The sequence below is a fragment of the Pseudoalteromonas sp. OFAV1 genome, from assembly GCF_021532595.1.
Classification (GTDB): domain Bacteria; phylum Pseudomonadota; class Gammaproteobacteria; order Enterobacterales; family Alteromonadaceae; genus Pseudoalteromonas; species Pseudoalteromonas lipolytica_C.
This window is the reverse complement of record NZ_JAKGBG010000010.1, coordinates 14662-35575: the sequence shown is the minus strand read 5'-3', so window position 1 is coordinate 35575 and position 20914 is coordinate 14662. Positions and strand designations below refer to the sequence as shown.

Annotated in this window: 21 protein-coding genes; 9 read left to right on the top strand and 12 right to left on the bottom strand. The window is 42.1% G+C overall.

Features of this window, described 5'->3' with window-relative positions; translation table 11 throughout:
- Nucleotides 1-198 precede the first annotated feature (198 nt).
- The gene (locus L1267_RS07855; protein ID WP_235382523.1) at nucleotides 199-1611 is read left to right on the top strand and encodes a family 43 glycosylhydrolase; all 1413 of its coding nucleotides are present in this window, start codon (nucleotides 199-201) and stop codon (nucleotides 1609-1611) included.
- A 32-nt stretch (nucleotides 1612-1643) separates the two neighbouring features.
- On the opposite strand, the gene L1267_RS07850 is transcribed toward L1267_RS07855, so the two are convergent.
- Both L1267_RS07850 and L1267_RS07845 read right to left on the bottom strand, forming a co-directional pair.
- Nucleotides 1644-2393 carry an RIO1 family regulatory kinase/ATPase domain-containing protein gene (locus L1267_RS07850; RefSeq protein WP_235382522.1) on the bottom strand — a complete coding sequence of 250 codons (750 nt, stop codon included), beginning with the start codon at nucleotides 2391-2393 and terminating at the stop codon, nucleotides 1644-1646.
- Between the two features lie 86 nt (nucleotides 2394-2479).
- Entirely contained in the window at nucleotides 2480-2944 is a 465-nt protein-coding gene (locus L1267_RS07845; protein ID WP_235382521.1) for a MarR family winged helix-turn-helix transcriptional regulator, read from the bottom strand.
- 127 nt (nucleotides 2945-3071) lie between these two features.
- Here L1267_RS07845 and L1267_RS07840 point away from each other — a divergent pair, with 127 nt between their 5' ends.
- Genes L1267_RS07840 through L1267_RS07830 form a run of 3 tightly spaced genes read left to right on the top strand, consistent with a single transcriptional unit; the run spans nucleotide 3072 to nucleotide 5426 of the window.
- Nucleotides 3072-4223, top strand: a complete 1152-nt coding sequence (locus L1267_RS07840) for a hypothetical protein (RefSeq protein WP_235382520.1) — start codon at nucleotides 3072-3074, stop codon at nucleotides 4221-4223.
- Between the two features lie 48 nt (nucleotides 4224-4271).
- Nucleotides 4272-5162 carry a dienelactone hydrolase family protein gene (locus L1267_RS07835; RefSeq protein WP_235382519.1) on the top strand — a complete coding sequence of 297 codons (891 nt, stop codon included), beginning with the start codon at nucleotides 4272-4274 and terminating at the stop codon, nucleotides 5160-5162.
- Between the two features lie 48 nt (nucleotides 5163-5210).
- Nucleotides 5211-5426, top strand: a complete 216-nt coding sequence (locus L1267_RS07830; protein ID WP_054562273.1) for a hypothetical protein — start codon at nucleotides 5211-5213, stop codon at nucleotides 5424-5426.
- A 65-nt stretch (nucleotides 5427-5491) separates the two neighbouring features.
- On the opposite strand, the gene L1267_RS07825 is transcribed toward L1267_RS07830, so the two are convergent.
- From L1267_RS07825 to L1267_RS07795, 7 genes are all read right to left on the bottom strand, one after another.
- Nucleotides 5492-6199, bottom strand: a complete 708-nt coding sequence (locus L1267_RS07825; RefSeq protein WP_135923766.1) for a TorF family putative porin — start codon at nucleotides 6197-6199, stop codon at nucleotides 5492-5494.
- An 11-nt stretch (nucleotides 6200-6210) separates the two neighbouring features.
- Nucleotides 6211-7428 (bottom strand): BCCT family transporter, encoded by a 1218-nt coding sequence (locus tag L1267_RS07820; RefSeq protein ID WP_135923765.1) that lies wholly within the window; start codon nucleotides 7426-7428, stop codon nucleotides 6211-6213.
- 129 nt (nucleotides 7429-7557) lie between these two features.
- Nucleotides 7558-9228, bottom strand: a complete 1671-nt coding sequence (gene betA, locus L1267_RS07815; RefSeq protein WP_235382518.1) for a choline dehydrogenase — start codon at nucleotides 9226-9228, stop codon at nucleotides 7558-7560.
- Nucleotides 9228-10691, bottom strand: coding sequence for a betaine-aldehyde dehydrogenase (gene betB / locus L1267_RS07810; protein ID WP_054554308.1), 1464 nt, complete (start codon nucleotides 10689-10691; stop codon nucleotides 9228-9230). Before betB ends, betA begins: the two co-directional genes overlap by 1 nt.
- A gap of 1 nt (nucleotide 10692) precedes the next feature.
- Nucleotides 10693-11283 carry a transcriptional regulator BetI gene (gene betI / locus L1267_RS07805; protein WP_138557299.1) on the bottom strand — a complete coding sequence of 197 codons (591 nt, stop codon included), beginning with the start codon at nucleotides 11281-11283 and terminating at the stop codon, nucleotides 10693-10695.
- A gap of 293 nt (nucleotides 11284-11576) precedes the next feature.
- Entirely contained in the window at nucleotides 11577-12044 is a 468-nt protein-coding gene (locus L1267_RS07800) for a nuclear transport factor 2 family protein (RefSeq protein ID WP_105181405.1), read from the bottom strand.
- A gap of 89 nt (nucleotides 12045-12133) precedes the next feature.
- On the bottom strand, nucleotides 12134-13315 hold the full coding sequence (locus L1267_RS07795) for an MFS transporter (protein WP_235382517.1): 1182 nt from the start codon (nucleotides 13313-13315) through the stop codon (nucleotides 12134-12136).
- Nucleotides 13316-13425: 110 nt separating this feature from the next.
- Between L1267_RS07795 and L1267_RS07790 the strand changes: the two genes are divergently transcribed.
- Nucleotides 13426-14313: a LysR substrate-binding domain-containing protein gene (locus tag L1267_RS07790; protein ID WP_235382516.1), complete on the top strand. Its 888-nt coding sequence runs from the start codon at nucleotides 13426-13428 to the stop codon at nucleotides 14311-14313.
- 99 nt (nucleotides 14314-14412) lie between these two features.
- Nucleotides 14413-15504 (top strand): alkene reductase, encoded by a 1092-nt coding sequence (locus L1267_RS07785; RefSeq protein ID WP_235382515.1) that lies wholly within the window; start codon nucleotides 14413-14415, stop codon nucleotides 15502-15504.
- Between the two features lie 4 nt (nucleotides 15505-15508).
- On the opposite strand, the gene L1267_RS07780 is transcribed toward L1267_RS07785, so the two are convergent.
- Nucleotides 15509-15946 carry an MBOAT family O-acyltransferase gene (locus L1267_RS07780; protein WP_235382514.1) on the bottom strand — a complete coding sequence of 146 codons (438 nt, stop codon included), beginning with the start codon at nucleotides 15944-15946 and terminating at the stop codon, nucleotides 15509-15511.
- Nucleotides 15947-16185: 239 nt separating this feature from the next.
- On the opposite strand from L1267_RS07780, the gene L1267_RS07775 reads away from it, so the two are divergent.
- Both L1267_RS07775 and L1267_RS07770 read left to right on the top strand, forming a co-directional pair.
- Complete coding sequence (locus tag L1267_RS07775) at nucleotides 16186-16560, top strand: type II toxin-antitoxin system RelE/ParE family toxin (RefSeq protein WP_199527258.1); 375 nt, start codon at nucleotides 16186-16188, stop codon at nucleotides 16558-16560.
- Nucleotides 16553-16855, top strand: coding sequence for a helix-turn-helix domain-containing protein (locus L1267_RS07770; RefSeq protein ID WP_135923757.1), 303 nt, complete (start codon nucleotides 16553-16555; stop codon nucleotides 16853-16855). Before L1267_RS07775 ends, L1267_RS07770 begins: the two co-directional genes overlap by 8 nt.
- A gap of 45 nt (nucleotides 16856-16900) precedes the next feature.
- Here L1267_RS07770 and hrpB read toward each other — a convergent pair whose 3' ends face one another.
- Nucleotides 16901-19321 carry an ATP-dependent helicase HrpB gene (gene hrpB, locus L1267_RS07765; protein WP_235382513.1) on the bottom strand — a complete coding sequence of 807 codons (2421 nt, stop codon included), beginning with the start codon at nucleotides 19319-19321 and terminating at the stop codon, nucleotides 16901-16903.
- Nucleotides 19322-19568: 247 nt separating this feature from the next.
- Here hrpB and L1267_RS07760 point away from each other — a divergent pair, with 247 nt between their 5' ends.
- The gene (locus L1267_RS07760) at nucleotides 19569-19766 is read left to right on the top strand and encodes a CsbD family protein (RefSeq protein WP_138557322.1); all 198 of its coding nucleotides are present in this window, start codon (nucleotides 19569-19571) and stop codon (nucleotides 19764-19766) included.
- Between the two features lie 40 nt (nucleotides 19767-19806).
- Here L1267_RS07760 and L1267_RS23750 read toward each other — a convergent pair whose 3' ends face one another.
- Nucleotides 19807-20847 (bottom strand): GGDEF domain-containing protein, encoded by a 1041-nt coding sequence (locus L1267_RS23750; RefSeq protein WP_138557292.1) that lies wholly within the window; start codon nucleotides 20845-20847, stop codon nucleotides 19807-19809.
- Nucleotides 20848-20914: the final 67 nt, after the last annotated feature.

Here is a 20914-nt window from a genome sequence, read left to right as displayed (position 1 = left end):
CCCTTCCTAAATAGTTAAAGGTAAAATTTTTGTTAATTTTATTGCCGGAAAACTTTACAAAGATAATAATATAATAAAGTATTATAAATGATTTACATTTACACCAATGCTCTTAATTGGGTTACTCGCTGTAGATCAAACCTAATCCAAGGAACAGAACACACAAGGAAAGCTCAATAACAATGATTTGGAGACACTATGATACTTTCAAAAAAAGCCCTCGCTGCGTTTAGCTTTGCAACAATACTGATACTTCCCAGTGCTTATGCGCTTGATAATGGCGTATATACAATTAAATCAAAGTACAGTGCTAAGTTTGTTGAAGTAGAAAGCGCGCAAACCAATGATGGTGCAAATGTTAGTCAGTGGGCTGACACTAACCACGACACCCAGCGCTGGTTAATTACCAATATTGGTGGTAATAATTATTCAGTTATTAACCTGAACAGCGGTAAGGCCCTTGAAGTGTATGAGTGGTCAACAGCCGATGGTGGCAATGTTGTACAGTACGAATATGCAAATCTCGCCAGCCAACACTGGCAAATAAATGATGAAGGAAGCGGCTATTACAGCTTTATTAACGATCACAGTGGTAAAGCGCTCGACTTATATGAATTTAATGGCAACGATGGCGCAAATATTAGCCAGTGGAGCTACAACGGCAGCGATGCACAGCAGTGGCAGCTAACCAAGCTTGCTAATGTTGAATCAACCCCTTGGGATCCATCCACAACCAATGGCGCTGCAGATCACTGGCCACTTACTGGTAATTTAGTCACTCATGATCCAACCCTTGGCTATGAAAATGGCACTTGGTGGGTTTTTCAAACAGGTCCTGGTATTTACGGTAAATATTCAAGCAACGGTGTAGATTGGAATGATGCGCAACCAATTTTCTCAAATGGTTTAAGCTGGTGGAGTAACTATGTGCCTGATCATGATGGAATTGATGTCTGGGCGCCTGAATTAAAACGCTATAATAATCGTAGCTGGCTCTATTATGCCATTTCGACCTTTGGTTCCCGAGTCAGTGCTATCGGTTTAGCATCAGCCAGCAGTGTTGCTGCAGGCGATTGGCGTGATGATGGTTTAGTGATCAACACCACCAATAGCAATAATTACAACGCTATTGACCCCGATCTTGTGGTGGCAAAAGATGGTGCACCTTGGCTAACATTTGGCTCATGGAACTCGGGTATTAAACTAACACGTATCAACCCAATAACGATGAAACCATTTGGTCAAATTTACTCACTGGCAAGTCGTTCAGGTGGTATTGAAGCGCCCACGATTATCTATCGCCAAGGTTACTACTACTTATTTGTATCAATGGGTAAGTGTTGTGAAGGCACTAACAGCACCTACCGCATTGCATACGGTCGCTCTACCGATATTCGCGGCCCTTACCTAGATAAAAATGGCAATAATATGTTATCTGGTGGCGGTAGCATTCTTGATGCAGGTAATAATCAATGGGTAGGCCCGGGTGGGCAAGATATTCTAAATACCGATGTGATTGTTCGTCATGCCTATGATGCAGGTGATAATGGCACCCCCAAATTGCTCATCAGCAACCTGAATTGGGATGCGAACGGCTGGCCTAAATACTAGTTCTCCCCACTAAGCGCGTGCAAACGCGCTTTTTACAATCTATCTAAAATACTGCGAATAAAGTCAGAATTAAGAATCTGAGTTACAGCCCCGCTACACCACAAATAGGCACGTTGGATCGGATAACCTTTAAAAATCCAACGCTTACGCACATGATTAAAGTCGTGCAAATAATCCGCCTTTGCTTGCGGTAAAGAGTCTTTGGCTAACTTCTGCCACGCCTTATAAACCCCACTCATATCGGCACCACGCATAAAACGCTGTAACCAGCGCGGAAAGCGTGCAAAACGAATCGCTGACTGAAAATCAATAATGTATGGCTTGCCATCTTTTGAACAAATCACATTTCCCAAATTACGTAAATCCAGATGCACCACCCCGCGGCGATGCATTTTTGCTACCAAACGCTCAAACTCTTTAAAGAAATCACTCGGTAAATGCTGCTGTTGCAAGGCAAGCTGGCGAAGTGGCGTGCCTTCAATAAAATCATAAGCAATGGCAATTGATGACAAACGACAAAAGTTATCGACCACTCCGTCTACGTCTTGCAGGCGTGCCAGCCCCTTGTACTCTTGATTGATAAAAAGCGGCGCGATGGTTTTTCTCACCCACCATGGGCTGTGCTGAAAATCTTTAATAATTAAATCAAATTTCGCGTCTTTATAACGATAAACAATGGCATTGGCAAAGCGGCCTGTGTGAACAACCGACAAACCTTCTGGGCTAAATTGATGAGCTGGAAATTGAGCGTGAAGCTGCGCAAGCAAAGATGATTCAAACATAACAACCCGGACTTGTTAAAATTAAATGCCTAGGCAACTATATTATCAAAATGCGTCTACAGCGACAACGTACCGCTTATAGAAATTTATGCTTTTAAATTATGAATTGCTCTAAACAATAAGCTTGCGAGTTGCTCTTGCTCATCATCAGAGAAGCCTGTGAGTGCTTTACGATAGATATCATTCACGGTTGGTAAAATTTCCGGGTAAAGCTGTTGGCCTTTTTCAGTGAGGCATAAAAGAGTTGAACGGCGATCTTCAACTGACTGCTTTTTAGCAACTAAGCCCTTGTCTTCTAAACGAGAAAGTAATCGACTCATGGCACCACGGTCATACACCATGTGCTCACAAAGCTCGGCCAAGGTATTTACTTTGCCACGCGCAAGTAGCACAACCACTATGTATTGGGCCGACGTTAGCTCTTTATCCTCTAAAGCATCATCAAGATGAGCCACCAGGTTTGAACGCAAATAAGAGACTAAGCGACCTAAGTCTTGCACTGGGTCTAAATCTTCAATACAGCACTGGCCAATTGATGCAGGTTCTTTCATATTTCCTCTAAAGCGATTAATAGCAATTCATAGACAGTTAATCGGCAAAATAATTCAATCCTATTAGATTGCTTCAACGGCTATGAATAGTGTAGCGTGAAGAAGCGTACTAACTGTCGGGGGCGTTATGATAACTAAACAACATATTATCAAGTATTTATCTCTTACAATACTGCTACTTCTTTGTTGGCTAGAGCATTATAACCATTTCATTATGCGCTTTATCGACAGCGCCCTTGTACAATCAACCCTAGTGTACGCTTCATCACGTACAGTTAACGCTGCTATATCGCTATTGCAATCAGCCGAAGTGGGCATTGGTATTGCCAGTATTCAACCTGCACAACTACTCGACCCGGTGAATGACTTAGCAGAATACATGTCAGATGCCATGCGCCTTGCAATAGGCTCGTTATTTTTACAGCGCATTTTATACACCATTTCTTCTGGGGTTATTTTTAGTGGTGTTTTTACTCTCTCGGTCGTCGCTTACTTTATATGTGAATGGCGTAACTATTTACCTAACTTGCGTCATAAAATTATGGCGAGCCTTATTTTAATTCGCTTTTTAGTGCCTGCTGTGGTGCTTACAACAGGCCTCGTGAGCCAAATATTCTTAGATGAGCAAATAGACCAGCAAAGTGAGCTGGTGAGCGAAAAAGTCGAGACGGTGAATAGCAGTGCAAATAATACCTCGGCCTTATCTGCCAAGCTAAAAGCCGAGGTCGATAGTGAAAAACAAACCATCCTCGACAAGCTCTCACTATTAAATGAGCAGCAGATAAAAAACCACCAGCAAGCGACAGAACTCAAAGTTAAGCTGGCAGAGGTTGATAGCCAAATAGAGGCGATTCAAGCAACTCGCAGCTTGTCTGAGCGACTGACCTTTACTGAGCTTGAACAAGCCAAGCCATTACTTGATAAAAAGCAGCAATTAACAGCGCAGTTTAATGCGGTGCTAAACCAGCAAAAACAGCTAAACCAAAACAAAGACGCTTTAAACGAACAACTAGAAAACCTAAATGCTTCACTCAACCAAGACCAATCATCGCAGGTCAGTAAGATTATTGATACCGTTACCTCTGGTATTAGTAACATGGTAGCTGCCGTCGAAGACTTATTTATCGACTTTTTGAATATCTTGTCACTGCTTATTTTAAAGCTGCTAATAATGCCGTTAATATTTTTATACTTATTCAACAAAGCCTTTAAGGCCATTTGGCAGCGCCGCTTTATGGACGTAGTAATGCAAACAAAACAACTGGCTGTTAATCGCTGATATTTCAGCTAAAGTTATAAACCTAACTCGTTTTTAAAGGATATAAGTATGACTGAGCAACGCCATAACCACATTCCCCATGAAGCTTTTGATTGGTACGATGAATACGCCCATGGCTTAATGGACCGTCGCACCTTTATGAAAAAACTGGGGGGGTTAGCTGCCCTTGGCTACTCAATGGCAATGCTAAGTAGCGCTTTATTGCCAAACTATGCATTAGCTGAGCAAGTATCCTTTAATGACCCTGATATTAAGGCCAGCTATAAAACCTTTGATTCGTTTAAAGGTCACGGCGAAGGTAAAGGTTATTTAGTCGAACCCGCTAATTTAACGGGTAAGCACCCAATAGTGTTAGTCATCCACGAAAACAGAGGCTTAAACCCTTATATTAAAGATGTTGCACGCCGCCTTGCCAAAGCTGGATTTATTGCCTTTGCGCCAGATGCGTTACACCCTCTTGGTGGCTACCCCGGTAATGACGATGAAGGCCGCGCAATGCAGCGTTCTATGGATAAAGAAAAAATCCAACAAGATTTTATTGCCGCAGCTGAATACATAAAAAAACACCCAAATAGTAACGGCAAACTCGGTGCGGTAGGCTTTTGCTTTGGTGGTTATATGGTTAACTACCTTGCAGCAGTTGATAGCAAATTAATTAATGCGGGCGTGCCCTATTACGGCACTCCCGCCGTTAAAGAGCTCAGACAAAATATTAAAGCCCCACTACTTGTGCACTTAGCTGAGCTTGATAACCGCGTTAATGCAACTTGGCCAGACTACGAAAGCGACTTAAAAGCGCATCAAGTGCCTTACACTATGCACATGTATGAAAAAGCAAATCACGGCTTTCATAACGACTCTACCTCTCGTTATGATGAAAAACAGGCAGAGCTTTCATGGCAGCGCACATTGGCGTTTTTCAATGAGCAATTGATTTAAACAAAGCAATTTCATACACTCTCGAAAAAATTTTAGGCTAGAAAAAAGATGGAATCGCAAGTCAGTTATCGCTTTGACTCACAGCAAACCGCCAATCGGTTTTTAAACAAGCTTAAGCACTGGTCAGTGGCTAAAGTTACTGCGAGTCTTTGCCAAGGGGGTTATGGCGTAAAAATACGCTACGAAGTCGATACCAGTGGCTTTGATTACACTCTTGCAGAGCTTGATGATTTAGCGATGCAACACGAAGGCGAAGAGATTTAACTTTCAGATTCTAGGCATAAAAAAACGGCTAACCAAGGTTAGCCGTTTTTTTATTAAAGCAGTGCTTACAAATCAAAGCTACGCGAAATAGACGCGACAATTCGCTCGTCTGCATACTCAGAATCAATACTGGTATTCTCACCTGCAATTTCAATATCAAACCCTGCATAGCTCGTTTGATACGCTAGACGATAATGCTTATATGACTTATCGCTGCCATCCCAACTAAACTTATCGCCATCTAATGAATTAGATACATCAAAGCTGGCACGAATTGCATGGTTTGGCGCTACTTCAAATGTGTGCGCTAGCATGTAAATTAAATGGCCTGCGCCAGTACCAAAATAATCCCAAGTATACCAAAAATTAAGCTCTACTTGCCCAATGCTGCTGGCATAACCAAATTTCGAATACACCTCTGGGTAGTTGCCATCGCTTGAGTAATCTTCACCGTGGTAAGAGTAGTAAGCAATACCATAATCAACACTAAGGGCATCCGTTAACTCAGCATAGTTACCAAAATACGCATCCCACTCGATGTCTGTGCCATCGCCAAAATCTACATTTGAAGCCCACGTACCTACATACATACCTGAATCAGCAAAGGCATAATCTAAGCTGCCTTGAATCGCTGGGTCATTCATGGTTTGGCTGACACCATTGAAGGTGTAATCTGATGCCAATGTAACCGTAGTAGATAAGTCAGCCATGGCTGATGTCGATAGTAATGCCAATGGCAACGCTGCTGCTAATACTGTTTGTCTTGTTGTCATGTTGGTTTCCCTTAGCTAACTGTTTCTATTTTTGTGTAATCTAATTTATTGTCTTTTGGTGAACCTTCGATATTTTTCACTGTTTTTAACTTGCTGTAGCCAATAAACGCAGCACAGCCGAAAAATAACGCAATAACTAGCGCGCCAACCCATTGGATCTGTAAAAAGTCGAACTTAAACAGCAGGGTTAATAACGAAAGCGCCACCACATTTAAGACAATATAATTAACCTTACCAAAACGCTTCACCGTTAAGTTTAGGTTATCTGTGTATAAACGGATCAAAGAATCAAGTGAGTTGATCACAAACACCACACCAACAAACACCATAGCGATGTTTTTCAAGCCTGCTGTTGCAATACCCGCTTCATGGTATTGATACAAAACACTAAACCAGATAGCGATTGGAATAGACGGGAAAATCAACATAGCCGCCAGCACTTGGTAAGTTTTTAAACCACCCACAAAGCGCGAGGTAAATTGACCAATCATAATACTCCAAGCAAACCACCAAAAAAGGTAGAAGGCATGGTAATCATTTAGTGGTAATACAAACTCATTGATGTTGCCAAAGTAACCACCGATCAACGTAAGGTTATCAACAAATGCTGATGTTTGTGCATCAGAACCAACAAAGGCACCGAACCACATAAATGTGATTAAAGCGATAAACAACCAAGTAGTCGAAATACTTAAAAAGCGTACATACTTAATGTCTGTGCTTGAATACACAGCAAAACAAATCGCTGCAAACACCATTAAGTAGAATGTCGGAATAATTGACTCGCCATCACCGAGCGACGGTAAATACCAAGGCAAATTCGACAGCAGTAAAAATGCAGTAAATGCGCATGTCCCAATAATAACAACGTTATTAATTAGTTTTACCAAAGCAATTTCAAAGAACTTTACTTTGGGTTCTATTACACAGAAATAAAAGCACGTAAGGAAATAAAATCCCCAGATCAAGAAGCCCCAAAAACCAAACTCAATGGCTAGTGGATTGGCAAACGCATACTCTGGGCTTGCTTTTATGTCTGCATAACCTGCAAACTCTGTCAGTGGAAACATAATCAAGCCAACGTCTAGGCCTGATGTAAATAAAATTGCAATGAACGTAAACGTTCTAACCGGTGTGACGCCAACACACCTTACCGTACCCCATTTAAATAAAATAACTGCAATTGCTAACAGGGTAAAAATGATGCCAGCACTAAGCCAAAAGGTCATAGTTCCCCCCCCAAAATAAGTAATAATACTTCATTGTTTCTCCCATTTTATTCCTCGCATTAACGCACCACAAACAACTCGTGATGCGCGCCACTCCAAGCCCCACAGTCGAAACTGCGGGTGGCCTTATTAGATCTCCGAACTACGCTGCGTTGATTGCCATTGTTTTTCCATAGCAACATCTGCAGTTGATGCCGATAACAAAGGCTTACCTAAAATGTGGTCCGCCGCTTTTTCTGCCACCATAATGGTTGGCGCATTTAAATTACCGTTTGGAACGGTTGGGAAGATAGATGAATCCACAACCCGTAAACCTTCGATACCGTGTACTTGAGTTTGCGAGTTAACCACGGCCATCTCGTCTTCACCCATCTTGCACGAACATGACGGATGGTAAGCACTCTCAACCGCTTGACGAACAAAAGCATCGATTTCTTCATCGCTTTGAACATCTTTACCTGGTTGAATTTCATCATCGCGGTACTCATCAAACGCACGCTGTTCAATAATCTCACGAGTTAGACGTACGCAAGCTCTAAAGCCTTCAATGTCATCTTTATGCTGTAAGTAGTTAAATTGGATCTTAGGCGCAACCTGTGGATCCGCCGACTTAATTGTCACCGCACCACGGCTTTTTGGTTTGTTATGCCCAACATGAACTTGGAAACCATGACCATCAAAGGCACTTTTACCGTCGTAACGAATTGCAGCTGGTAAAAAGTGATACTGAATATCTGGCCATTCAACGCCCGGTTTTGAACGAATAAATGCACATGATTCAAAGTGATTCGTTGCCCCTAAACCAGAGCGGTTTAATAGCCAACGAGCACCAATTAGTCCTTTTGAAACAAGATCTAACTTGCCGTTTAAAGTAATTGGTTGCTTACACTTATATTGGAAATAAAACTCCAAGTGATCTTGTAAGTTTTGGCCAACACCTGGTAAGTGATGTTTAACCTCAACACCCGCTTCGCTCAGGATGTCTTTATCACCAATACCTGATAGTTGCAGAATATGCGGTGACCCAATTGGACCCGCACTTAAAATAACGTCTTTAGCTGCAAATGCTTGCTGCTTAGAGCCAGATACTGAATACTCAACACCAACGGCTTTTTTGCCTTCTAGCAATACTTTTTCAGCTAAGGCACCGGTGACTAGCGTTAGGTTTTTACGTGACTTAACTGGGTCTAAATACTCACGGCTGGCTGAGCTTCTTACACCGTCTTTAACTGTCATATGCATTGGCCCAAAACCTTCTTGCTGGGCTGCATTGTAGTCATCAGTATGCGCATAACCTGCTTGTTGGCCCGCTTTGATAAAGGCTTTATAAAGCGGGTTAGCCATTTCATTACCGTTATTAACCCCTAATGGGCCGTTATCGCCACGGTAGTTGTTACCACCTAAATAGAATGATTCAGCACGTTTAAAATACGGTAAACAAGCTTGGTAATCCCAGCCATTAGCACCATGTTGCTGCCACTCATCAAAATCTTTGGCATGACCACGTACATACACCATGCCGTTAATCGATGATGAGCCACCTAACACCTTACCTCGTGGGCAGTGCATTTGACGGTTATCTAAATATGGCTCTGGCTCGGTATGAAATTGCCATGCATATTTGTCAGTATTCATTGGGATTGATAGCGCGGTAGGCATCTTTATAAAAATGCTTTTATCGCTACCACCCGTTTCAAGTAATAACACCTTATTCGAAGGGTCTGCTGATAGTCGGTTTGCCAACACGCAGCCTGCTGAGCCAGCACCGACTATGATGTAATCATAGTTCTGTGTACTCATTAAAATGGACTCTCTATATTGCTCATACCCACATAAATCGATTTAGTTTGGGTATAGTGATCTAAAGTTTCGATACCGTTTTCACGGCCAATACCTGATTGCTTGTAACCACCTACAGGCATTTCAGCAGGTGAATTACCATAGCTGTTTATCCAACAAATACCGGCTTGTAATTGATGGATCACGCGGTGTGCGCGCTGAATATCTTTAGTGAACACGCCTGCGGCTAAGCCTAGGTGGGTATCGTTTGCACGCTGAATAACGTCATCTTCATCATCAAACACCAACACACTCATTACTGGGCCAAAGATCTCTTCTTTAACTATGGTCATGTCGTCTTTACAGTCGACAAAAACGGTCGGCTCCACAAAGTAACCGTTTGGTGCAGATGCAGGTGACAATGCCTTACCGCCGGTTAGCAAGGTTGCGCCTTCTTGAATACCTTTATCGATATAGCCAAGTACAAGCTCTTGATGCTTTTTAGAGATAAGCGCCCCTAAATTCACCTCAGGATCCATTGGGTCGCCAGCAATAATATTTTGCTCAGTGCGTGTTTTCAGCTCATCAATAAACTGCTGATAAACATTTTTGTGCACATAAATGCGCGTACAGTTAGTGCAGATTTCACCTTGCGTATAAAAATTACCTAACATTGCCGCACTAACAGCTTGTGATACATCGGCATCATCAAATACTAATAACGGTGACTTACCGCCAAGCTCCATGGTCACATCTTTAAGTGAACCAGCAGCGCTTGCCATCACTTTTTTGCCTGTGCCCACTTCACCAGTGAACGACACTTTTTCAATATTTGGGTTTGCTGTTAACCATTGCCCTACTTCAGCAGCGCCTTGCACAACGTTAAATACGCCAGCAGGTACACCCGCTTCGATGAAAATCTCTGCAAGTTTAATTGCGCCAAGTGGTGTTTCTTCTGAAGGTTTGAAAATAACCGCATTACCCGCAGCCAGTGCCGGGCCTGATTTCCAACAAGCAATTTGCAGAGGGTAGTTCCATGCACCAATACCGGCACAAATACCAAGAGGCTCTTTACGTGTGTAGTAAAAGTCATTGCCAACCATTTGTTGCTGACCCACTTGTGCAGGCGCAAGACCAGCAAAATACTCAATTACATCGGCGCCAGTTTCAACATCAACACACTCAGCTTCTTGCCATGGCTTACCCGTATCAAGTACTTCAACTTTTGCCAGTTCATCATTACGTTCGCGTAAGATTGCCACGGCTTTTAATAAAATGCGGCTACGCTCAATTGGCGTCATTGCAGACCACGCTGCAAAGCCTTGTTTTGCGCTTTCGATTGCCGCGTTTTGAATAAACTCATCGGCGATTTCAACGTGATAAATTACTTCATCTGTTGCAGGGTTCTTTACTGCAAAAGTATCGCCAGTTTGATTTTTCAAAAAGTGGCCATTTATAAAATTTTCGTAAACAGGTGTGGTCATTTTAGGCTCCATACTGTTTTATCAGTGAACGAATGTAGTCTTTTACTAATTGCTCACAATGTTCGAATTGATCATGGTCTGACTTACTTAATACGGCTCTTAGCCATAAACCATCGATCATGGCTGCACTTAACTCAGCAGCTAAGTTGGCATCGCTATCGCTCATTAACTGTTTGAATGAGCTTAATAAATTACTAAATAAACGTTTACTATTTACGTTTTGTAAGCGATGCAACTGGGCGTCGTGCATTGAATGCGCCCAAAAGCTCAACCAAGTTTTGGTGTTATTGCTTTGCTGCTGAATGCGCGAAAAGTTTGCTTCAACGATAAACATTAATCGTTGCTCTGGGCTAGTGTGCGGCGTTACTTGATTCAAAAGTGCTTGCTTTAAACTCGTCAATAAATAACGCACAGTGGCTTCAATTAAGCCCTGCTTGCCACCAAAATAATGACTGATAATGCCAGACGATAAGCCAGCCTTTTTACTAATGCTATTTATGGTGGTGCCTTGCAAACCAAGCTCTGCAACCGACTCTATTGTGGCGTCAATTAACTGCTGACGACGAACAGGTTCCATTCCAACTTTCGGCATAATTTTTTATTGATTGAACGTTCAATTAAAATAAAGGTTAAGGTAATCAGCATGGCAATTCAAGGTTGACAAATTGTAAACAGCCGCAAAGCTACACTCGTAAATTAAGCTAACCCACTGTTCTTACGTTTATTATTCGATATATAAAAAAGTTTTAAATTTATTCAAAATAAAGCCTAAAAAGTATTAATTTAGGCTGAAATGCGGAAAAAATAGAAAATTTATTGCGGGGGTATTTTTAATAAAAAAGCGCTTATAAAAGCGCTCATGTTAGGCAAAAAGTTAAGCAAAGTTCATTCGTGGTATTTACGAATAACCGCTATTTTGCCATCTTCTATTTCGAGCACATCCATAATGGTTTGCGTGTATTCAATTTCTTGCTGGTTTTGCGGGTGTATACCTTTAGCATGATGGGTATAACGTAAGGCAATGGCAGAATCATTAAAAATAAAGGTATCGAGTAAATTTGCTTGGTATTCAGTGTGCGCACCAAGGTAAAAAGTCATGCCTTTACGCATCATGGCTTTACCATCTGGTTCTCTTGAATCATCGGTTTGATAAGGTAAGTGTTGATTTGCTACATCGTCAGTTAATAAAGCTAAAAAAGCTTCTAACTCTTTTTTAGTCGCATTAGGTGCTTGTGTTGCAACCATGGTATTAAAGTACTGCTGTGCTAATGCTGTGAGCTCTGGGTTAGCTTGCTTTGCTTGGCTGCTAAATGTGCTTAGCAAGCAAATAGCTAGAAAATAAAGGGGCTTCATCGTTATTCCTTGTGGTTTTAGTTAATGACTAATAATCAAACTACAAACCTAAAATAACGACAAAGCACCGAACTATCAACAATTTAGTTTTAAGCTGTTTGTGGCTTTATGATCTCGCGTTTATCTAAATAACCGCTGTAACGAGTTGCAATTAACGCAGCTAAACTGATGATAGCGCCAATCCAAGCAGTGTCTTGCAGTGAATAGTTTTCCACGACAATGCCACCTAACACTGAGCCCAGCGCAATACCGATATTAAACGCAGCAATGTTTAACCCAGAGGCCACATCGACGGCATTGGGTGTAAACTTTTCGGCAAGTTTAACCACATAAACTTGCAGCCCAGGCACATTACCAAACGCAAATGCCCCCCATACAAGTATGGTCAGTACCGCAGTGACTTTAGATTGCATGGTAAAGGTCAGCACCAACAGCACAATACTCAAAGCACTAAAGATAATAGTCAGCGCACTAATGGGGCCTTTTTTATCGGCTAACTTACCGCCGTAGATGTTACCAACAGCAACCGATACCCCATATACCAGCATGATTAAGCTAATAGTGGCTGATGCAAATCCAGTTTGCTGCTCTAAAATGGGCGCTAAATAGGTAAAAGCAGTAAATGTGCCGCCATAACCAAGTATGGTCATCAAATACACCAGTAAAAGCCTAGGTTGCACCATTACTTTTAGCTGCTCACCCAAAGTAGCCGGTTTACTTTGCTTTAAGTTGCTCGGAATTAAAAACGCGCTACCAACAAGTGCAATTAATCCCAGTAAAGACACTACTAAAAAGGTCGCTCGCCAACCAAAGTGCTGACCAATCCAAGTCCCTAATGGCACACCGGTTACTAATGCAACCGTTAAACCGGTAAACATAATCGCAATGGCACTAGCTTCTTTATCTTTACTGACAAGCCCAGTAGCGATCGTTGAACCAATTGAGAAAAACACCCCATGAGCAAGGCCTGTTAGAATCCTTGCGGTGATCAAGCTACCATAACTAGGTGCTTGCCAAGCCAGTAAATTACCGATTACAAATAGGCTCATTAAGCTAAGTAATACATGTTTTCGATTCCAGCGTCCGGTAAGCGCGGTTAATACTGGCGCCCCCACCGCAACCCCTAATGCGTACAAGCTAACAAGTAGCCCGGCACTCGGTAACGAAACCGCTAAATCATCAGCGATGGTTGGCACTAAGCCGACAATCACAAACTCAGTGGTGCCTATGGCAAACGCACTGAGAGTTAACGCAAGTAATGCTATTGGCATCACATATCCTCTGTTTAATTTTGAAAGTGCGGCTATTGTGGCTAAAATTAAATTTGCAAAAAATAGCAGTAGTGACAAAATACTTTTGTCAAAAACGAAAAGGTAAAACCATGAGCGTGATCTCCAACACCCAAGATTTAGAAGCATTTATTAGCGTGGTTGATACCGGCGGGTTCTCAAGTGCAGCCAATGCATTAGATGAGCAAGTAGCAAAAATATCACGGGCAGTAACTCGGCTCGAAAAATCATTAAACGTTACCTTATTCAACCGCACTACAAGGCGCATTGAGCTAACCGAAGAAGGTCAGTTATTTTTAGGTTATGCTAGAGAAGCACTGAGTCAGCTCGCACAAGGCGAAGAGGCCTTAAAGCTTCTGCACTGTGCGCCATCAGGAAAATTAAGAGTCGATGCCGCAAGCCCCTTTGTGTTTCATCAATTAGCGCCACATTTAAAAGCCTTTAACCAAACTTATCCTGATATAAAACTCGAGATCACCAGCCACGACAACATTATCGATTTGCTTGAGCATAAAACCGATATTGCTATTCGTATTGGCGAACTCGCTGACTCAAACTTGCATGCGCGCACTTTAGGAGTTAGCAAACTACAGCTCGTTGCCAGCCCTGATTATTTAAAAGCGGCGCCACCATTAAATGAGCTAACCGACTTAGCCTCGCACCAGCTTATTGGTTTTACCGATGCGCCGCATTTAAATCACTGGCCGCTAACCACGCCTTTAGACCTTAAATTTTCAATCAGTGCATCAAGTGGTGAAACTGTACGCCAGCTTTGTATTAAAGGTCATGGTATTACCTTGTTGTCGGAATTTATGATCAACGAAGATTTAAAAGCAGGCCGTTTAGTAAAAGTGCTTGAAGGCGAGGTACTGAGCCCTAATCGCCGCGAAAAAGTGCATGCGGTGTATTACCAAAACAGCGGTGTGTCATCACGAGTATTAGCGTTTTTAGACTTTATAGCACCCAGGTTAACGCTTTAGTTTTTTGCACTTTTAACAAAAGTATTTTGTGATTAGTGGCATTAATTTCATAAATGATTTTCGTTATGCTGAAAGCATATTCGCTTTCAAGGAGCCGTAATGAACAAATTATTCGATACCGTACAACTTGCCGGTCATACATTAAAAAACCGCATTGTTATGCCACCGATGACCCGCTCTCGCTCATCACAACCGGGTGATATCGCCAATGAGTTAATGGCCGACTACTATGCCCAGCGTGCCAGCGCCGGCTTAATTATCAGCGAAGGCACACAAATATCAGCCCTAGGTAAGGGTTATGCTTGGACACCGGGTATTTATACTGCCGAGCAAATTGCAGGTTGGAAGAAAGTAACCGACAAAGTTCATCAAGCTGGTGGCATTATGTTCGCTCAGCTTTGGCATGTTGGCCGAGTGTCTCACCCAAGTAACACAGGTGGCGAGCAACCAATCGCGCCATCTGCTATTGCAGCTAAAGACGTAAAAGTTTTTATTGATGAAGATGACAAACCCGACTTTGTTGCCACAGCACAGCCACGCGCAATGAGCCATGACGATATCAAACACGTTATAAACGAATATCGCCAAGCTGCCCGTAATGCAGTTGATGCAGGGTTTGATGGTATTGAACTTCACGCTGCCAATGGTTACTTAATTAATCAATTTATTGATTCAGAGTCGAACCAACGCACTGATGAATACGGCGGCAGTTTAGAAAATCGCTTACGCTTTTTACAACAAGTGACACAAGCGGTTTGTGATGAAATTGGCGCTAAACGTGTTGGCGTTCGCCTTGCTCCACTCACAACCCTCAATGGTACGGTCGATGATAACCCATTTGAAACCTATATTGGCGCAGCAAAAGTACTCAATGAACTCAACGTTGCTTACCTGCACATTGCTGAAGCTGATTGGGATGATGCGCCTTTAATGGAGCAAAGTTTTAAGCAAGCGCTACGTGAAAACTATGCTGGATTAATGATTTATGCAGGCAAATACACTGGCGATAAAGCAGAGCAAGCACTAGCCGCAGGCTGGGCTGATTTGATAGGTTTTGGTCGCCCGTTTGTTGCAAACCCAGATCTGCCAGCTCGTATTGAACAAGGCATTGAACTTGCGAAGCATGATCCAGATACCTTATTTGGAGGCGGTGCTAAAGGCTACACTGACTACCCTTTAGCAACGCAGTAACGCGCTAAAAAAGGTGGCTCGTCAACCAATAGCTCAATACAATAAAGCTGATGTTGGCGAGCGCTCTTAACAACCATGGAGCAGAGCTAAACTGGAGTTGGCTGTACTTGCTTACTAAAACCAACACGCCCATCACAGTAAACCAAGGAGTAAAAAAGAATATTGGCTTTAACTTCACTAAACTCACTGCTAAATCGTGCAGCGCACCGCTTACAGCAAAGGTCACAACAACCGCACACCAAACCGGCATAATGTCATTGCAAGGCTTCATTACATACCGAGATAAATAATAGCTCCACACCGGATTCCAATATCGCCAAAACAGATAAAACGAGCTAGCACCTAGAGAACGTGTCAGCATATTGCGCAACGAATCTTTATGCCCAAGGGGCACACCTGTGCGTTTTTTAACGTATTGAGCAAGGGTAATAGCTGCAGACACCGACTTTCTCTTTTTTACTAATTACTAATTCAGACTACTAAACAACCAACAAAAGAGAAACCAAAACAAGGCTTGAAATTGTAACGGTTTATTTTATTCGTATTGGTTTTGCTCAGATAGATAGCTGGTAATCACCCATTACTTCTGCTATCAACATTAGAGGGACACCAATGAAAACCTCATTATCATTGATTGGCTACTGAGTGAAACATTGAAAGTGTACCCTAACGGAGTATACTATGATTTATAAAACAAAGGATTTTGTTTCGCGCACGAAAAAAGAAAGCCTGTCTGATGCTGATTTAATAAACGCTTGCAGAGAGATGTCAGCAGGCCTTTACGATGCAGACCTAGGTGGTAATGTCTATAAAAAGCGCGTAGCCATGGGCAGTAAAGGAAAAAGAGCTGGTTATAGAACTATTGTCGGGGCGGTAATTGGTGATAAATATTTCTTTCTCTATGCATTTGCTAAAAACGCTAGAGCTAACATAAACGCTAAAGAAAAATTAGCATTAAAAGAGTTAGCAAAAGAGTTTATTCGTTTTTCCCAAAGTGAACTTGAGCAACTAGTCGATGATGGCGAACTTTTAATTGTAGGTGATGATCATGAGTGACATATTAAAGTCAGTTCACAAAACAGCGAGTGGATTAAAAAAGTCTGGAGTTATAGACAAAACGACGATGCGTAAATTTGACGCATTGTGCCTTACAAATGTTCATGAATTTACCCCCGAACAAGTTCGTAATTTAAGACTGAAGTACAATCTCTCTCAACCGGTCTTTGCTCAATACTTAAATGTCAGTGACAAGTTAGTTAAAAAATGGGAGCAAGGTGATAGCTCACCAAGAGGAGCAGCATTGAAAATGCTCACTCTGGCAGAGCAAAAAGGGTTGGAAGCAATCGCTTAAGACCAACCCAAAGTACTGCAAACTTAATCACTTACTTCATTAAAATCACATCTTACTTTTTACTTTATTAGTCGCTTGACTAGTTGCGGGGTCGTCTGGCCAAAAATGTTTTGGATAACGCCCTTTCATTTCTTTTTGCACATCGCGGTAACTCGTTTGCCAAAAGTTAGCTAAGTCTTGGGTTAGCTGCAGCGGTCGCCGCGCTGGTGATAATAGCTCCATTAATAATGGCAGTTTACCTTGAGCCAGCAAAGGCGTGCTGGTCATGCCATACACTTCTTGCATGCGCACACTGAGCTTTGCTGGGCCATCGAGCTGATAGGTCACTTTTACATTTGAACCACTTGGCACAGTTAATCGTAAGGGCAGGTGTTCATTCAATAGGCTTTGCTGCTGCCAATCAAAACAGCTTTTAATTGCTTCGTTGTAATTGAACTTTTTTAATTGCTCAAGGTTTTTAATATCATCCAAATAAGGTGCAAGCCATTGGTTATCGGCAATTAATTCATCATGATTTAAAAGTGGGAATGATTCTGGTAACAGCTTACTTGCCAAGATCATTCGAATAAGTAACTGCTCACTGTCAGGCTGATCATTAAATAGCGAAAAGCCCTGCTTACTAAATAAATTTAACCACGCTTTAGTGCGCTCGCTCTTATCTAGTGGCTGTTTACTTGGCTGACTCGCTATGGTGATAGCACCGAGCTTAAGCTCATCTTGATGGACAAATCGCCCTGCTTTTTCATCGTATTCGCAGCGAGTTTGCTCAGTAAATAAATGCGAAAGCTCATCTTCAAGCTCACTTGGCATAAAGGCAACAGCAGCAAAAACACGGTTTCCCTTGTGGCCGCCCATATGCGCAATGGCAATATAATCATCGTTATGCCAAAACTCCTCGCTTAAGTCGGCGCCCGCACCGTTGGCAAGTAAATAACCATTCCCGCGCTTTTTGGCTAGGCGGTCAGGAAAAGCAAGCGCCACCAGCAGCGACAAGTACTCTGTTTTAAGCTCATTAACCGGTTTGAGTTGCAAGCGTGATAGCCAATAATTTAATTGCTGCTTAAATACTGGGTGAGGTTTGCTGTGCTGGCTATGCAATGCCAAATTAAGATCAGCTGGCATACTAATTCGGCTTTCAAGCAGTGCCGTTAAATACCCCGCTAATACATAAATACCAGGCATGCGCTGCTCTAGTTGCTTTGCCTTAATGAGCATATGCGAGAGGCGAATATCGGCTCCATAGCTCAGCATTTGGCTGCCAAGCGAAGTAAGCTTTTCATTTTCATCAATGGCTTCGAGCATTTTTAAAAGTGCCGTTGCTTGTTTAATCTGCTGGCTACTAGGTGGGTCGAGTAAGCTAAGCTCAGCAAGTGATGCCCCCCACTGCTTTGCCTCTAATAACAACTGACTAATATCACTGGTCAAAATTTCTGGCGCATCATGGCTGTTACGGCGCTCAAAAGTTTGCTTAGAGCCTAACCGATACACAACCCCCGGCTCAATGCGCCCAGCACGACCAGCGCGCTGTATGGCTGAAGAACGAGAGATACTTTGCGTAACAAGCTCTGTCACACCCGTTTTTAAATTAAAACTGGCAGCACGACGTTTACCGCTATCAACCACAATGCGTATTCCTTCAATGGTCAAACTGGTTTCAGCCACATTGGTGGTTAATACCACTTTACGTTTGCCATTTTTAGCAGGCGCAATAGCAGCTTGTTGCTCATTTTTATTTTGCTCACCATACAAGCTAAATATCTCAACATTATCACCTAAATCGTTTAGAGACTGCTGAACCCGTATGATTTCACGCTGCCCTGGTAAGAATACTAAAGCACTGCCCGTTTGCTCACTAAGCGCCTGTTTTATAACTGCAGGTATGTCATCGAGCCAGCGGCTTTCGTCTTTAAGTGGAATGTAAACTTCATCAATGGGGTAGCTTCGCCCTTGTGATGAGATGATAGGACAGCTAAAAAACTCACTGTAACGCTCGCCGTCTAAGGTTGCCGACATCAGTAAGATTTTTAAATCATCGCGAAGTGCTGCTTGTGTTTCAAGGGCAAATGCCAAAGCCGTATCAGCAGCAATTGAGCGCTCATGAAATTCATCAAATATAAGTAAATCAACATCACTAAGCTCTGGATCATTTTGCAACATACGCGTCAGCATGCCTTCGGTGACAATTTCAAGCTTAGTTGCAGAACTAACTTTTGATTCGCCACGAATACGTAAGCCGACACTGTCGCCAACTTTTTCATTTTGCTGACTTGCCAAGTACTGAGCAATATTGCGTGCGGCGAGTCGTCTTGGCTCTAACATAACAATGCGTTTAAAGTGCCCTTCGCGCATTAAGGTAAGAGGTAGCCATGTTGATTTACCCGCTCCCGGTGGCGCTTGCAATAAGGCCATAGGGTTACTCTGTAATGTTGTTAACAGGGATTGATAAATATCTTCAACTGGCAGCACGTTAGGTATCTCTTACTTTCTTTTCGCGCATTGTATCAAAAAATTACAGGCAGGGATGAGTAGCCTTAAATTGCATGAAATAATTACACGCTTCAACCTTTAAACAGGTACAAATTGCAATTAGATAACTCCACCACCTAACACAAAAAATTAAAAACCAATAATATCAATTAGTTATTTACACTGTTAGAGTGGCATAACGATTGCTCTTACTAACACGAATGTTTAACAAAGTAAGGAGATTATGATGAACAGCGATCGTTTAGAAGGTAATTGGAAAGAACTTAAAGGTAAAGCGCAACGTAAATGGGGCGAACTTACTGATGGTGATTTAGATGTGATTGAGGGTAGCCGTAAAGAGCTTATTGGTAAAATCCAGCAAAAATACGGTAAATCGAAAGAAGAAGCTGAGCGTGAAGTCAGCGACTTTGAAAAAAGCCATTAATTTGAGCAATAAATAAAGCCGCTAATTGCGGCTTTATTTATCAAGCAGGCTCGTGCTTTGCTAAATCAACTTCAGCAACCGTTTGATTTTTACCTTGCGATTTAGCACGGTAAAGTCGCTTATCAGCAATGTTTAAGCAGTGATCAACACTCTCATCTGGCACGCGTTGGTATAAGCCAATACTTAAGGTGACATGAAAACGATGCTGACCACTAGTGAATGGCTTTTCAGCGAGCTTTTTATGAATGTTGTCTGCAACTTGGTAGGCCCGTTGTTCATTCCCCGCAGGAATAACAATTAAAAACTCTTCGCCGCCCCAACGGGAAATGACATCTTCTTCTGTGCACACTTTATTAAATACATCAGCGAAAAATATTAGCACCTCATCGCCTACTTGATGACCATAGGTGTCGTTGATTTGTTTAAAGTTATCAACATCCATCAGCAAGAACACAGCCCCTTCGCCAAAGCGTTTATCTTGTAAGCACTCAGTTGCAAAACGACGATTTACAAGTTCAGTCATTGCATCATAGCGTGCAAGCTTTTGATTAATTTTAAGTTGCTTCATTAACTCTAAACTGTATTTGTTGCGGTAATATTCGTAGAAGCCACCCAAAATACATAAAATAGAGAAGCACAGCATGACCCGTGTTGGAAAGTAATGACTCGAATAACTGTAATAACCAAATTGATCGGTAAAATAGAAAAGCACTGAAATAATAATGGCAAGCAGGATAAGATCGAACGCTCCGCGCTTTAAGCCACGAATAAAAAAGGTCACGGGAGATACAATAAATAGCCATAACGGCCCTGTGCCATTACTGCCACCCGAGACAGTTAAGAAGCACATCATTGCATAAAGTGCGTACAGCATGAGTACTGAAATAAATTGATCACGCCCCTTTATTAAAAAAGGCAAAGCAAAAATAACAACGCCAACAATTAATAAATAACTTAATGCGATGTAGCCATCTTGATAACTTGTGACCGACATCAACAAAGAGGTCACTGCACCAATAAATGCAAATACGCGTAAGAATCGCGCTTTATCTCTCTCGCTTGCATTCACAGTATCAATCACAATTTCACCTTAGATTCCTTGCTCAACCTCAATAACTTTAACACAAATATTTAAATTAGAAGGAATT